This is a genomic window from Arthrobacter sp. 10T425, from assembly GCF_056393985.1.
In genome coordinates this window covers 223310-237157 of the sequence record NZ_JBFTGZ010000004.1, presented here as the reverse complement: position 1 = coordinate 237157, position 13848 = coordinate 223310, and the positions used below count along the sequence as shown (strand labels likewise).

12 protein-coding genes are annotated in these 13848 nt (G+C 68.2%); 4 read left to right on the top strand and 8 right to left on the bottom strand.

Annotation, left to right across the window (positions count from 1 at the left end; translation table 11 throughout):
- Positions 1-25 precede the first annotated feature (25 nt).
- Positions 26-469 carry a universal stress protein gene (locus AC1DDH_RS06895; protein ID WP_476955110.1) on the bottom strand — a complete coding sequence of 148 codons (444 nt, stop codon included), beginning with the start codon at positions 467-469 and terminating at the stop codon, positions 26-28.
- Positions 470-778: 309 nt separating this feature from the next.
- Here AC1DDH_RS06895 and AC1DDH_RS06890 point away from each other — a divergent pair, with 309 nt between their 5' ends.
- Complete coding sequence (locus AC1DDH_RS06890) at positions 779-1510, top strand: response regulator (protein ID WP_476955109.1); 732 nt, start codon at positions 779-781, stop codon at positions 1508-1510.
- Between the two features lie 33 nt (positions 1511-1543).
- Here the strand turns inward: AC1DDH_RS06890 and AC1DDH_RS06885 are convergent, their stop codons facing one another.
- Positions 1544-3244: a GAF domain-containing sensor histidine kinase gene (locus tag AC1DDH_RS06885; protein WP_476955108.1), complete on the bottom strand. Its 1701-nt coding sequence runs from the start codon at positions 3242-3244 to the stop codon at positions 1544-1546.
- 158 nt (positions 3245-3402) lie between these two features.
- On the opposite strand from AC1DDH_RS06885, the gene AC1DDH_RS06880 reads away from it, so the two are divergent.
- On the top strand, positions 3403-3900 hold the full coding sequence (locus AC1DDH_RS06880; RefSeq protein ID WP_476850950.1) for a pyridoxamine 5'-phosphate oxidase family protein: 498 nt from the start codon (positions 3403-3405) through the stop codon (positions 3898-3900).
- 106 nt (positions 3901-4006) lie between these two features.
- Here the strand turns inward: AC1DDH_RS06880 and AC1DDH_RS06875 are convergent, their stop codons facing one another.
- Genes AC1DDH_RS06875 through AC1DDH_RS06865 form a run of 3 tightly spaced genes read right to left on the bottom strand, consistent with a single transcriptional unit; the run spans position 4007 to position 7375 of the window.
- Positions 4007-4858, bottom strand: a complete 852-nt coding sequence (locus AC1DDH_RS06875; RefSeq protein WP_476849649.1) for a transglutaminase family protein — start codon at positions 4856-4858, stop codon at positions 4007-4009.
- Entirely contained in the window at positions 4855-5781 is a 927-nt protein-coding gene (locus AC1DDH_RS06870; protein WP_026266338.1) for an alpha-E domain-containing protein, read from the bottom strand. Before AC1DDH_RS06870 ends, AC1DDH_RS06875 begins: the two co-directional genes overlap by 4 nt.
- Positions 5774-7375, bottom strand: coding sequence for a circularly permuted type 2 ATP-grasp protein (locus tag AC1DDH_RS06865; protein ID WP_476849648.1), 1602 nt, complete (start codon positions 7373-7375; stop codon positions 5774-5776). Before AC1DDH_RS06865 ends, AC1DDH_RS06870 begins: the two co-directional genes overlap by 8 nt.
- A 142-nt stretch (positions 7376-7517) precedes the next feature.
- Between AC1DDH_RS06865 and AC1DDH_RS06860 the strand changes: the two genes are divergently transcribed.
- Positions 7518-8543 carry a YeiH family protein gene (locus tag AC1DDH_RS06860; RefSeq protein WP_476955107.1) on the top strand — a complete coding sequence of 342 codons (1026 nt, stop codon included), beginning with the start codon at positions 7518-7520 and terminating at the stop codon, positions 8541-8543.
- Positions 8544-8577: 34 nt separating this feature from the next.
- Positions 8578-11220, top strand: a complete 2643-nt coding sequence (gene pepN / locus AC1DDH_RS06855; RefSeq protein ID WP_476955106.1) for an aminopeptidase N — start codon at positions 8578-8580, stop codon at positions 11218-11220.
- A gap of 142 nt (positions 11221-11362) precedes the next feature.
- On the opposite strand, the gene AC1DDH_RS06850 is transcribed toward pepN, so the two are convergent.
- The 3 genes from AC1DDH_RS06850 to AC1DDH_RS06840 all read right to left on the bottom strand — a co-directional run bounded on the left by AC1DDH_RS06850 (position 11363) and on the right by AC1DDH_RS06840 (position 13838).
- The gene (locus AC1DDH_RS06850; protein WP_476955105.1) at positions 11363-12469 is read right to left on the bottom strand and encodes a lipoate--protein ligase family protein; all 1107 of its coding nucleotides are present in this window, start codon (positions 12467-12469) and stop codon (positions 11363-11365) included.
- Between the two features lie 132 nt (positions 12470-12601).
- Entirely contained in the window at positions 12602-12859 is a 258-nt protein-coding gene (locus tag AC1DDH_RS06845; RefSeq protein ID WP_018772953.1) for a type B 50S ribosomal protein L31, read from the bottom strand.
- Between the two features lie 169 nt (positions 12860-13028).
- Positions 13029-13838 (bottom strand): TrmH family RNA methyltransferase, encoded by an 810-nt coding sequence (locus AC1DDH_RS06840; protein ID WP_476886565.1) that lies wholly within the window; start codon positions 13836-13838, stop codon positions 13029-13031.
- Positions 13839-13848 lie beyond the last annotated feature (10 nt).

Genomic DNA, 13848 nt, shown 5'->3' with positions numbered 1-13848 from the left:
GCACCCTCCCGGCAGGATTGCGGCGTCAGCCGTGTTCTGGCGAGTGGACCACCAGCACCGGGCAATGCGCATGTGCCACACAGGCGGAACTCACAGATCCCAGCAACAGTCCACCGAATCCGCCGTGGCCGCGGCGGCCCAGCACGAGCATGTCCGCGGCTTTGCTCTCCTCGATCAGCACGCGGCGGGGGTGCCCCTGGATGAGGCGGGCCTCGACGTTGTCCGGAGTGTCCGGGCCGAAGGCCTTCGCCACCGCCTCGGCCAGGATTTCCCCGGCCCGGACGTCGAAGTCCTCGATGCCGACGGCGACATAGCCGTCGTACACCGGCGGGTAGTCCCAGCATGCCACTGCGACGACCTTGGCGGCCAGGGGCACCGCGAGGGCCTGCGCATGCCGCAACGCGGACACCGAAGCGTCCGAGCCGTCAACGCCTACCACGATCATCCGGACGTCCCTGACTTCGTTCATCGCAATCCTTTGCCCTCGTACCGGCCGAGCTTCCCGCGCCAGATGGCGACGCTCCCATGATTTCCTTCGGCCGGCATGACGCCTAGGGCCAAAGGGCATGCACGCAGCCCGGCCGGCGGGCCACCCGACAACGCTCCGGGCAACTGGCCGGAGGCGGCCTGTTGGGCACTATGACCCTTGTCCGCGCCGCCCCGGTGCACAAGAATGGCAGAGGCTGGGGTCAGCAGATGAAGGACAGCATCTCGTGACAACGAGCATGGTGTCACTAACAGTATCGAGCGGTCGCGCGAGCGGCCGGACGGGAGAATCATGATTGCCTGGGCAGACGCAGGTCTCACTGCACCTGATGGCGGGCAGGCGGTGATCCGAGTCTTTATCCTTGATGACCACGAACTCGTCAGGCGCGGGCTGCAGGAACTTCTCGAAGGCGAGGGGTTTGCCGTCGTCGGCAGTTCCGGATCCGCGGTGGAGGCGACACGGCGGATTCCCGCACTGCATCCTGATGTCTGTGTGTTGGACGCCCGCCTGCCGGACGGGACCGGCATCGAGGTCTGCCGTGACGTGAGGTCGGTGGACCCGTCCCTGAACTGCATCATCCTGACGAGCTTCGACGACGAACAGGCCCTGCGCGGCGCCGTCCTGGCCGGGGCACGCGGATACGTGCTGAAGGAGATCGGCGGCACGGACCTGATCGGCGCCCTGCGGCGGGCAGCAGCGGGCGAGTCCCTCTTCGAGGAAGGCGTCGCCGCCGGCGTCGTGGACAGCCTGGTGGAGGCCGAAGAGGTCGACCCGCGCACGTCCTCCCTCACGCCCCAGGAACGCAAGGTCCTGGAGCTGGTGGGCGGCGGACTGACCAACCGGCAGATTGCCGCCGAAATGTTCCTGGCGGAAAAGACCGTCAAGAACTACGTGTCGTCCCTGCTGGCCAAGCTCGGATTCGAACGCCGCACGCAGGCCGCCGTCTTCATCGCCAGCCCGGCATTTCCGGCGGCCGCCGTCGGGAGGACCGGCGAAGTAATCCGGCCCCGCAGCGTCGGATAGGCTCCGCTGAAACCGGACCTTCGGGCGTGCCGGTTACAGGGGCACCGACCATTCCAGGCTGGTACCGGAGTCGGGCACGCTCGTGATGGTGCATTCGCCGTCAAGCATGCGCGCCCGGTCCTCGAGGTTGCTTAGCCCGTTGCGTTTTTCGGGTTGGGCGAATCCGGCGCCGTTGTCGCTTATCACCACCGTCACCCGGCCCCTGACGACCGCAACCGAGACCGAGATTGTATCCGCCCCGGAGTGCCGGATGGCGTTGCTGAGCCCCTCGGAAACCACGGCCACGACGTTGTCGGCCTTGTCCGGTGTCACGGCATCCACGGGTCCCGTAATCGTCAGGCGCGGCGGGAACGGCATGGACTTCGACGAACTGCGCGTGACCCGACGGATCCGGCCGCTCAGCAGTTCGATCTCGCCTGTGTTGCTCTTGAGCGAGTAGATGGTGTCGCGCAGGCTGCGGATCGCCTCGTCGAGTTCGCCGGTGATGTTGCGGATGCGCTCCAGCGCCAGATCCTCCTTGGTGAAACGGGTCAGGCTCTGCACGCTCAGGCCGGCGGCGAACAGCCGTTGGATGACGAGGTCATGCAGGTCCCGGGCGATCCTGTCGCGGTCGGTGAAGACCAGAAGCTCCTCGCGCAGCCGGTGCACCCGGGCCAGTTCCAAGGCGAGGGCCACGTGGGAGCCGAAGACGGCCCCCATTTCGATGTCGGTCCGGGCGTAGCGCACCGACTCCTTGTCCCGTGCCAGCAGCAGGAGGCCATGGTGGGCGCCCTGGGTACTCAGCGCCACTGCCAGCAGCGGGCCGGTCACTGCGCCGTCGACCTCCCCCAACACTTCGGATGCGTCGTCGAACAGCACCGGCTCGCCACCTTCGAGGACACCTTCCAGAAGCTTTGACTCCAAATGCAGTGACCGTCCCGAAAACGCCGTGCCGTGCTCACCGGCAACGCCGATCACCACGTGGGCCACGCCGTTGGCGGCGGGTGCCACCAGCAGGGCCAGTGAGGACGCTGACTCCTGGAGCGCCCGGCCGGCGATCGGGTCCAGGCCGCCCGAGGTGTAGTCGCGGTCCGTGCTCAGCATCAGCCCGGAGACGTCCATGCAGGCCTCCAGCCAGCGTGCCCGGCGGCGGGCGTCGTCGTAGAGCCGGGCATTTTCGATGGCGACGCCGGCCGCCGCCGCCAAGGCGACGGCCAGGGCCTCGTCTTCGGCGGAAAAGTCGTCCCCGCCTTCTTTTTCCGTGAGGTAGAGGTTGCCGAACACCACGTCCCGGACGCGGACCGGGACCCCCAGGAAGGACTGCATGGGAGGGTGGTGCGCGGGGAATCCGTAGGCCTCGGGGTGCTTGCTCAGTTCATGCAGCCGGAGCGGCCGCGGGTCCGTAATGAGGAGGCCAAGGACGCCGTGGCCGGTCGGCAGCGGACCGATCTGCCGCGCCAGTGTGCCATCGATGCCGACAGTGATGAAGTGGCTGAGCGCGTGGTCATCACCGATCACGCCCAGGGCGCCGAACCGGGCGTGCAACAACCGGCAGGCTGATTCGACCACGCGCTCCAGGACCGCATCCAGGCTCAGGTCCTCCGCCAAGGCGACGACGGCCTCCAGCAGGCCGGCGATGCGTTCCTTGGATTGAAGCAGCTCTTCCGCCCGGGCGCCGAACCCCTTTAGTAGTTCCTCAACTACGGGATTCGGCTCGGACACGGTATGGCCTGAGCCCTCACCCGTTGACTGCATGTCATTGCCCCCAGTTCGCTCCGGCCAATGTAGACGCTGACGGCCCTCTGCCAGAATAGCGCGAACAACTCAGGAAAGCCTCAGAATTCGCAGATTAACCCGGCGGCTGGGTCCATTTGCCCTAGCCGCCGTCAGCCCGGCCGCGTACGCTCGCCGGCATGAGCACTGAATCGAGCCCGGGCCGTCACGAGCCAAAGGACCAGACCCACGCCGTCGAAGACCTCGACCACCACGAATGCTGGCGGCTGTTGCGCAGCGTCTCCGTCGGCAGGCTGGCGGTCTGGGTGGACGACCACCCCGATATCTTCCCGATCAACTACAAAGTGGACCACGGCACGCTGGTGTTCCGGACCGCGGAGGGCACCAAGCTGCAGGCGGCCACCGGCGGCACGCCGGTGGCGCTGGAGGCCGACGGCATCAATGCGGACACCGGAGTCGCCTGGAGCGTCGTCATCAAGGGCCAGGCCGCGCCAGTGCAGAACCCCCAGGAGGTCATGGACACGGTGGGTCTGTTGCTGTTCCCGTGGCAGGCCGGAAAGAAGGAACATTTCGTCCGGATTGCGCCGGACACCGTCACAGGCCGGCGGTTCAAGGTGGTGCCGCCCCAGACGTGGTGGACGCCGTTGGACGACGCCACGCGCTCCGGCCTCGAATAATCCGCACCCCCCCCCAAAAAAACACATCTTGCGCTGTCAGATCGGGCTGCCCTGAGGGCTTCAGGGCAACCCGATCTGATAGCGCAACGTGGGGCGCGGTGTGCGGTCAGGCGACGCGGGTGATCTCCACGCTGACGCTGAGGGCCGATCCCCCGCCGCCGGACAGGATGCCTTTGAGCGGCGGCACGTCGCGGTAGTCGCGGCCCCGGGCCACGGTGACGTGGAAGTCCCCCGCGGGTTTGTGGTTGGTCGGGTCCCAGCTGCGCCATTCGCCGTCCCACCACTCGAGCCACGCATGCGACTGGCCGGCGACTGTCTCGCCGAGCTCCGCCGTCGAACGCGGGTGAAGGTAACCGGACACGTAGCGGGCCGGGATACCGCAGCTGCGCAGTGACCCGATGGCGAGGTGCGCCAGGTCCTGGCAGACGCCCTGCCGCTGGTTCCACGCCTGTTCGGCGTTGGTGGTGACGCCGGTGGAGCCCTTCATGTAGGTCATTTCACCGCGCATCCAGGCAAAGACCGCCATGGCGGCCTCGTGCGGCGATTTCCCGTCGACGACGCCGGGAATGATGGCGAGCACCTCGGAGCCGGGGCCTGTCAGCTGGGACTGGGGAATCCAGTCGCTGAACTGGTTCAGGGTTTCCGGTGCGGCCAGGACGTCCCAGCCGACGATGTCGGCCTCGGTTGCGATCTTCTCGACCCGGTGCACCTCGACGGTGGTGGTGGACAGCACCTCGAGGTGCTCGTGCGGCATCTGCATGTCGAAGGCGGTCACCCGGGTGCCCCAGTAGTCGCGGTAGCTGCTCAGGGCCGCCTGTGAGGGCGAAACCTTCATGGAGGACTCAAGTACCACCTGCTGCGGGTCCGTCAGCGGGGTCATCCGGGCCTCGTTGTAGGACAGGGTCACGCGTTTGTTGTACTTGTAGGCTGTCTTGTGGACGATGTTCAGCCGGGTCATGAAACTTCTCCCACCCAGGCCAGTTCGTCTGCCTGATTGAAGTACTTACGGGAAATGGCGTCCGAGGCCTGCGACACGGCCTTTTGCACACGCTCCATGTGCTCCGGCAGCTCCGACATGAGGTCATCGGTGCGGTGGAACTCCAGGAAGGTGCGGGCCTGCCCGACGATCCGGCGGGCGTCGTTGATGAAGCCGACGCGCTGGGCCGAGGGGTCGAGCTTTGCCAGGCACTCGTCGGCGTCGCGCAGCGCGTAGACGATGGACCGCGGGAACAGCCGGTCCAGCAGCAGGAATTCGGCCGCGTGCTGGTCCCCGAACGCAGCCCGGCGGGTCCGCAGGAAGGATTCGTAGGCCCCGGCGCAGCGGAGCATGTTCACCCAGGACATGCCGGCCGAGAGGACATCGCGGGTGGAGAGCATGCGCGCGGTCATGTCCGCACGCTCCAGCGACCGGCCCAGGACCAGGAACTGCCAGCTCTCGTCGTGGCTGACGGTGGTGTCGGCGAGGCCGCTGACCATGGCGGTGCGCTCCAGGACCCAGTTGCAGAACCGGTAGGTGCCCACCACGTCCTTGCGGTGCTGGTTGAGCCCGTAGTAGGTCGTGTTGAGGCTTTCCCAGAGCCCGGAGGAGACGGTCTCGCGGGCTCGGCGGGCGTTTTCCCGTGCGGCACCGAGGGAACCGGCAATGGAGGTGGCACTCTGCTTGTCGTAGGCGAGGGCGTTGAGCAGTTCGGGCAGGCCGAAATCGTCGCTTTGTGCGCGGGCACCCATGACGGCGAGGAGTTCCTGCGCCACGCTGCGCTGTTCCTCCATGGGCAGATGGTTGAGCCGTTCGAGGTGGACGTCGAGGATCCGGGCGGTGCCGTCGGCCCGTTCCACGTAGCGGCCGATCCAAAACAGTGACTCGGCAATACGGCTAAGCATTCGCGGTTACCTCCTGCGCGTCAGAAATCTGCTGCTGCTGCTGTTGCTGCTCTTTCTGGCTGTCGCGCCAGTTGCTCTCCACCGGCCAGACCGAAACCCGCTCGCGGACTGCGATGGTGGGCCGCGGGATCACTTCGACGGGGACCTGCGGGGAATCGGCCAGGACCCACGTGTCCTTGGAACCGCCGCCCTGGCTGGAATTGACGATCAGCGATCCCTCCTTGAGCGCCACCCGGGTCAGTCCGCCGGGGAGAACCCAGACGTCCTCACCGTCGTTGACGGCGAAGGGGCGCAGGTCCACGTGCCGGGGGCCGAACTTGTCGCCGCTGAGCGTCGGCACCGTGGACAGCTGCAGGACCGGCTGGGCGATCCATCCGCGGGGGTCGGCGATGATCCGCTTGCGCAGGGCGTCGAGTTCGTCCCTGGACGCGTCCGGGCCGATCACGAGGCCCTTGCCGCCCGAGCCGTCCACCGGTTTGACCACGAGCTCGTCCAGGCGGTCCAGGACGTGTTCCCGGGCCTCCTTCTCTTCGAGCCGGAACGTGTCCACGTTGGCGATCACGGGCTCCTCGTTGAGGTAGTACCGGATGAGGTCGGGCACGTAGCTGTAGACCAGCTTGTCATCGGCGACGCCGTTGCCCACGGCGTTGGCGATCGTGACGCCGCCGGCGCGGGCGGCGTTGACCAGGCCGGGGCAGCCGAGCATGGAGTCGGCACGGAACTGCAGCGGGTCCAGGAATTCGTCGTCGATGCGTTTGTAGATGACGTCCACGCGCTGCTCGCCCGCGGTGGTGCGCATGTAGACCCGGTTGCCGCGGCAGATGAGGTCGCGGCCCTCGACGAGTTCGACACCCATGAGTCCGGCGAGCAGGGTGTGCTCGAAGTAGGCGCTGTTGAACACGCCGGGGGTCAGGACCACCACGGTGGGATCGTCGACGCCGGAGGGCGCCGTCTTCCGCAGGGCGGACAGGAGCCGGCGGGGGTACTCCTCGACCGGGCGGATGAGCTGCTGGCCGAAAGCCTCGGGCAGGCCCTTGGCCATGGCCCGGCGGTTCTCGAGGACGTAGCTGACGCCCGAGGGTACGCGCACATTGTCCTCCAGGACCCGGAACGTGCCCTCGGCGTCGCGGACGACGTCGATTCCGGAAATGTGGACCCGGACGCCGCCGGCCGGCTCAAAGCCGTGCACCTGGCGGTGGAAGTGCGCGCTCGTCGTGACGAGCTGGCGCGGGATGACGCCGTCGGACACCACGGTCATCTTGTCGTAGACGTCATTGAGGAAGGCTTCAAGGGCGCGGACGCGCTGGGCCACACCGCGTTCCAGGACGCTCCACTCATCGGCGGGGATCACGCGGGGGACGATGTCCAGGGGGAAGGGCCGTTCCTCACCCGCGAAGTCGAAGGTCACGCCGCGGTCCAGGAAGGTCCGGGCCATGGAATCGGCGCGGGCGCTGACGTCAGCCAACGAGAGTTCGCGCAGGGCCAGGGCCACCTGCCCGTAAGATCTCCGGGCCTGCTGGCCGGGGGCAAACATCTCGTCGTAGGCGCCGGTGCGGCCGGCGGCCTCGGAGTATTCCTGGAATAGGTCAGACATGGTCACTAGCCAACCACTTTTTTGTTGCGAAATCATTTCGGCGGCCCGCGGCGCGGCGCTCAGTGCTGGCCGCGCAGTCCGGGCCGCCTGCCGGGACGGCCGCGGTTACGGCTTTTCCGGCCGGGTACGGCAATGTAGGGGCGTGCCCCCTAAGAGATCCGCCACCGCCTCAGGCCTGAGAGAGGCCGCGCCAGGCCTGGCCGGCGCCGCGGCGGCCGTCGCCGTCGCCGTCGCCGCCCACCTGCTTCTTCCCGCGCTGCCGGCGATGACAATGGCCGTGCTCCTCGGGCTGCTGGCGGCCAACCTGCCGGGCGTGTCTGGCTGGACCGCCGGGCCGGCGCGGCCCGGGCTGGACTTCGCCGGCAAGCACCTCATGCGGGCCGGGATCGTGCTGCTGGGGCTGAAAGTCAGCCTCGGCGACGTGCTGGGCCTGGGCTGGGCTGCGCTCCTGCTCGTGACCGCCGTCGTGCTGGCCGCTTTCGCCGGGACGTACGGAATCAGCAGACTCTTCCGGCTGCCGCCCCGCGTGGCGCTGCTGGTGGCCACGGGATTCGCCATCTGCGGGGCGTCCGCGATCGGGGCGATGGCCGCCGTGCGCCGAATCCGGCAGGAGGAAACCGTGCTGCCGGTGGCGCTCGTGACCCTGTGCGGCACGCTGGCGATCGGTGTGCTGCCGCTGCTCGCGCGGCTGCTGGGCCTGGGTCCGGAGATCTTCGGGGCGTGGACCGGCGCCTCCGTCCACGACGTCGGGCAGGTGGTCGCCACCGCCCAGACCGCCGGCACCGCGGCGCTGGCCGTCGCCGTCGTCGTTAAACTCACCCGGGTGATCCTGCTGGCACCGATGGTCGCCGCCGCGGGCTTCCATCACCGGCTGGGCACCGCAGCCGACGGCGCCAAGCGCCCCCCGGTGGTCCCGCTGTTCGTCATCGGATTCGTGGCCCTGGCGGGCCTGCGCACCACCGGATGGCTCTCCCCCGCGGCCCTGGAAGCGGCCGCCGCCGTCCAGGACGTGCTGCTCGGCATGGCGCTGTTCGGGCTGGGCTCCGCCGTCCGGGTGGGCCAGCTGCTGCACACCGGCGCACGCGCGCTGCTGGCCGCGCTGGCGTCCTGGCTGCTGATTGCCCTGCTGGGCCTGGCGGCCGCCTTCCTGATGTTCCCGCCGGCGTGACCGGGCACACACGCTCCCGTGATTAGATAGCGGGGTGTCAAACCAGAATCTGAGCCGCGACGAGGCCGCGGACCGCGCCGCCCTCATCACCACTCACAGCTACGATGTCTCCCTCGACGTCCGGCAGGCGGCCGACCCGAACGTCGCCGGCTACACGAGCCGCAGCATCATCTCCTTCTCGGCCAGCGAACCCGGCGCGACGACCTTCGTCGATTTCATCGCCGGCAGCGTGCACAGCGTCTTCCTCAACGGCAAGGGACTCGCCGTCGCCGACGTCGTGGACGGTTCCCGGATCCGGCTCGAAAACCTGCAGCCGGAGAACCAGGTCACCATCACGGGAACCGCCCTGTACAGCACCTCCGGTGAAGGCATGCACCGCTTCGTCGATCCCGCCGACGGCCAGTGCTACCTCTACACGCAGTATGAACCCGCCGACGCCCGCCGGGTGTTCGCGAACTTCGAACAGCCTGACCTGAAGGCCGAGTTCACCTTCCACGTCATGGCCCCCTCCGACTGGCAGGTGTCCTCCAACGGCGCCGAGGTGCTGCGCACCCAACTGACGAGTGATCCCGCCACGAGCCGCTGGGACTTCGCGCCCACCAAGGCGATGTCCACCTACATCACCACCGTCCTCGCCGGACCGTACTTCAAGGCCGAGGACGCCTGGCGCGGCACGCTCGCCGACGGCACCGTTCTGGACGTACCGCTGGCGCTCTACTGCCGAGCCTCCATGGCCGCGTCCTTCGACACCGACGCCCTGTTCCGCCTCACCAGGAACGGGCTGTCCTTCTTCAACGAGCTCTTTGATTTCCCTTACCCGTGGGGCAAATACGAGCAGGCGTTCGTCCCCGAGTACAACCTCGGCGCCATGGAAAACCCGGGCCTGGTGACCTTCACCGAAAGCTACGTCTTCACCTCCCGGGCCGCCGATTCGCAGTACCAGGCCCGCGCCAACACGCTCCTGCACGAGATGGCGCACATGTGGTTCGGGGACCTCGTCACCATGAAGTGGTGGGATGATTTGTGGCTCAAGGAATCCTTCGCGGATTACATGGGCACCCTCGGCGTGGACCGGACCACGGACTGGGACACGGCCTGGGTGAACTTCGCCAACAACCGCAAGGCGTGGGCGTACGTCCAGGACCAGCTGCCCACCACCCACCCGATCGTCGCCGACATCCCGGACCTGGAAGCCGCGAAGCAGAACTTCGACGGCATCACCTACGCCAAGGGCGCCTCGGTGCTCAAGCAGCTGGTGGCCTACGTCGGCTTCGAAGCCTTCATCGCCGGCTCCCGCCAGTACTTCCGGGACCACGCCTACGGCAACACCACCCTCGCCGAACTGCTGGCCGCCCTCAGCGCCGCGTCCGGCCGCGACCTCAGCGAATGGGCCCGCCAATGGCTCCAGACCTCCGGCATCTCCACCCTGTCCAGCGAGATCACCGAATCCACCGAAGACAGCAGCGCGCTCAGCTCCGTCGCCGTCCTGCAGGACGCCGTGGATCCCACCACCGGCCGGCAGGAGCCCCGCCCGCACCGGCTGCGGATCGGCCTCTACGATTTCGACGACGCCGGCGCCTTGGTCCGCACTGACAGCGTCGAGACCGATGTCCGCGGCGCCCGGACCGATGTGACCGCGCTGGCCGGCAAACCGCGCCCTGCGCTGCTGCTGGTCAATGACGAGGACCTCAGCTACGCCAAGGTCCGGCTGGACCCGCATTCCGAGGCGACTGTCCGCGGCTCCCTGGACAAGCTGGACGACCCCATGGCGCGGGCGCTGTGCTGGACGGCGCTGTGGGACTCGGCCCGGGATGCCGTCACACCGGCCGCACTCTACGTCGACGCCGTCGAGCGCTTCGGGCCCGCCGAGCCGGGCATCGGCGTCCTCCTCAATGTGCTGGGCAATGCCTCGACGGCGGTGGAACGCTACGTGCCCCGGGGCCAGCGCGATGCCGTGCGCCACGGCTTCCTCACCACGGCCGCCGAACAGCTGCACGCGGCAGCGCCGGGTTCCGACCAGCAATTGGCCTGGGCCCGGACCCTTGCCGCAACCAGCCGCTACGACGCCGGCCGGCTGGACCTGCTCAGGGGCATCCTGGACGGCAGCACGGTGATCGATGGCCTCGCCGTGGACGCCGAACTGCGCTGGAATCTCTGGCATGCCCTGGCGGCCAACGGCCAGGCCCCGCAGGAGCAGCTCGACCAGGAGCTCGCCCGGGACAACACGGCGGCAGGCAAGTCCGGGCACGCCACGGCCCTCGCCGCGCGCCCCGAGGCATCCGTCAAGGCGGCCGCCTGGGAGGCCGCCGTCCACGGCACCGGCCTGTCCAACCAGCTCCTCGGCGCCACGATTGCCGGGTTCAACACCGGCGCGGCCTCCCTGCTGGCCGGGTTCATCGACCCGTACTTCGAATCCCTCGAGGACGTCTGGGCGGACCGGAGCATCGAGATCGCCAGCCGGATTATCCGCGGCTTCTACCCCGCGGCACAGGACCTGGACGGCGGAACGCCCGAAACCCACGCCGTGATTGTCCGCACCGACCAGTGGCTGGCCGCCCACCCTGATGCGCCGCGTGCCCTGCGCCGGATCATCATCGAACAGCGCAGCCAGCTGCACCGTTCCCTCAGGGCGCAGGCACTGACAGCACCGGCCCAGGCACCATCGACTGCTCCGTAACGGCCCTTTTGACGGCTGAAATCGGCGGCTGGGCCCACGCCGGCAGGGTTCCCTGGCCGAGCTTGCGAGGCGAGGGTGCCGGTGGGGAGCAGCCGATGGGGATGAAGGCTGTTAGGGAGCGGGCTTCTTAAAGAACAGGCTCCTACGGGACCCGGTGCAGCCACTCCGTGGTGCCGAACTTGGTCTCCACGCGGCGGCGGGCGGCCTCCAGCTCGGCGTCGGTGAGGACGGACGGTGTAGCGCCGTAGCGTTCGGCGAAGACGTCCATCATCGCTGCAACGATTTCGGCGCGGGCCAGGCCGGTCTGGCGGCGGAGCGGATCCACGCGCTTCTTGGCGCTCCTGGTGCCCTTGTCGGACAGTTTCTCCTTGCCGATCCGCAGGACCTCCACCATCTTCCCGGCGTCGATGTCGTAGCTCATGGTGACGTGGTGGAGCATCCCTCCGTTGGCGAGCCGCTTCTGCGCCGCCCCGCCGATCTTGCCGTGCTCCGTGGCGATGTCGTTGAGCGGCACGTAGAAGGCGCTGATGCCGACCTTTTCCAGGGCCGCCATCACCCAGGCGTCGAGGAAACGGTACGAGTCCGCGAAGCTGATGCCGTCCACGAGGGTCTGCGGCAGGTACAGCGAGTAGGTGATGCAGTTCCCGGCCTCCATGAACATTGCTCCCCCGCCGCTGATCCGCCGGACCACGCTGATGCCGTGCCGGGCCACGCCCTCGGGATGGAGTTCGTTGCGGACGGACTGGAAGCTGCCGATCACCACGGAGGGCTCCTCCCAGTCCCAGAACCGCAGGGTGGGATTGCGCCGCCCGGCGCCGACTTCCTCGGTGAGGACCTCATCCAGGGCGACGTTGACGTGGGTGGGGAGGACGGACGGGGCGATGATGTTCCAGTGGTGGTCCGCCCAGCCGGTGGCCTTCGCCAGGGCGCGGCGGACGGTGACGGCGACGGCGTCGGCGGAAAAACCGAACAGCACGGTGCCTTCGGGCAGCGCCGCCGTCACGGCGTCCGCGATGTCCGCGGCACTGGTCTCGACGGGCAGCCCGGTGAGCGCCCGGTTAATCTCCGGCAGCGCCTCGTCGGGTTCGAGGAAGAAGTCCCCGCTCAGCGAGACGTGGGCCAGGACGCCGTCGACGACGTCAAAGTCGGCGACCACGAGCTTGCCGCCCGGGACCTTGTACTCGCCGTGGTGACGGCCGCCGTCGTCGTCGTCGGGGGTGGGGGCGGTGGCCGCGGGATGGGATGTCATGACCTCCATCCTGCCGCATGCGTCCGGGAACCCGGGAACCCGGGTCACCCGTTTAGCCGGAACGGCAGCAGAGACGCAGAAAGCCCGCACCGTTGCCGGTGCGGGCTTTCCATAAGACCTTGGGGAAGAAAGTTACTTCTTGCCGCCGAAGCCCTTGAAGCGAGCGTTGAAGCGCTCGACGCGGCCTGCGGAGTCCATGATGCGCTGCTTGCCCGTGTAGAACGGGTGGGACTCGGAGGAGATTTCGACGTCGATGACCGGGTAGGTGTTGCCGTCTTCCCACTCGATGGTCTTCGAAGAAGACACGGTGGACTTGGTCAGGAACTTGACGCCGGAAGCCAGGTCGTTGAAAACAACAGCTTCGTACTTCGGGTGAGTATTAGACTTCATAATTGGACCTTTGTTCGCACAACTGGATTTTGCCAGTTGCCAGGTATGAATGGGATGGCCGGCGGAAAGCACCGGACGGCCAGCTATCAATGATAGCCGATCCCCGGACCGCTGACGAACACCATTGGCGCACGTCAGCGCGGCGCGGCCGCCGCACGATGCAGGGGCCTCAGTCCTTCGGGCGGAGCTCCCAGAACGCCACCGCCGACGCCGCGGCGACGTTGAGCGAATCGACGCCCGGGCGCATCGGGATTTTCACTGCGAGGTCGACGGCGGCCAGGGTTCCTTCGCTCATGCCCGCGCCTTCCGTGCCCAGCACCAGGGCCAGCCGCTCCGGGCGGCGCGCCGCGAGCACGTCGAGGTCCACCGCGTCATCCGTGAGTTCCATGGCCGCCACCGTGAAGCCTTGCTCCTGCAGCGCGGCCAGGCCTTCCGCCCAGTCCTCCAGCCGGGCCCACGGAACCTGGAACACGGTGCCCATGCTGACCCGCACGCTGCGGCGGTAGAGCGGATCCCCGCAGCGCGGCGAGACCAGGACGGCATCCACGCCCAAGGCCGCGGCCGAGCGGAAAATGGCCCCGACGTTCGTGTGGTCCACGATGTCCTCCAGCACCGCAACCCGGCGGGCCCCGGCGAGCAGGTCCGCCAGCGGCACCGGGGCGGGCCGGTGCATGGCGGCCATGGCGCCGCGGTGCAGATGGAAACCGGTGATTTGCTCCAGCAGAGCCGCGGGGCCGATGTAGGCCGGGACGTCCGGGTACTGCTCAAAGACGTCGGCGAGGTCCCCGGCCCACTTCTCGGCCAGGAAAAAGGACCGCGGCCGGTGCCCTGCGGCCAGGGCCCGGCGCAGGACGCGGGAGGACTCGGCGATGTACAGGCCCTCGGCGGGTTCCCGGATTTTGCGCAGGTGCACGTCCGTGAGCTGCGTGTAGTCCGCAACCCGCGGGTCGTCGGCGGATTCAAGAAAGTGAAAGGTCACGGGCAGGTCA

What these genes read in the sequence shown, in the direction of transcription:
- AC1DDH_RS06890 (WP_476955109.1), top strand. Translation starts at nt 779, where the DNA reads ATGATTGCCTGGGCAGACGCAGGTCTCACTGCACCTGATGGCGGGCAG.
- AC1DDH_RS06875 (WP_476849649.1), bottom strand. Translation starts at nt 4,858, where the DNA reads ATGACCCGGCTGAACATCGTCCACAAGACAGCCTACAAGTACAACAAA.
- AC1DDH_RS06870 (WP_026266338.1), bottom strand. Translation starts at nt 5,781, where the DNA reads ATGCTTAGCCGTATTGCCGAGTCACTGTTTTGGATCGGCCGCTACGTG.
- AC1DDH_RS06880 (WP_476850950.1), top strand. Translation starts at nt 3,403, where the DNA reads ATGAGCACTGAATCGAGCCCGGGCCGTCACGAGCCAAAGGACCAGACC.
- AC1DDH_RS06845 (WP_018772953.1), bottom strand. Translation starts at nt 12,859, where the DNA reads ATGAAGTCTAATACTCACCCGAAGTACGAAGCTGTTGTTTTCAACGAC.
- AC1DDH_RS06895 (WP_476955110.1), bottom strand. Translation starts at nt 469, where the DNA reads ATGAACGAAGTCAGGGACGTCCGGATGATCGTGGTAGGCGTTGACGGC.
- AC1DDH_RS06865 (WP_476849648.1), bottom strand. Translation starts at nt 7,375, where the DNA reads ATGTCTGACCTATTCCAGGAATACTCCGAGGCCGCCGGCCGCACCGGC.
- AC1DDH_RS06885 (WP_476955108.1), bottom strand. Translation starts at nt 3,244, where the DNA reads ATGCAGTCAACGGGTGAGGGCTCAGGCCATACCGTGTCCGAGCCGAAT.
- AC1DDH_RS06850 (WP_476955105.1), bottom strand. Translation starts at nt 12,469, where the DNA reads ATGACATCCCATCCCGCGGCCACCGCCCCCACCCCCGACGACGACGAC.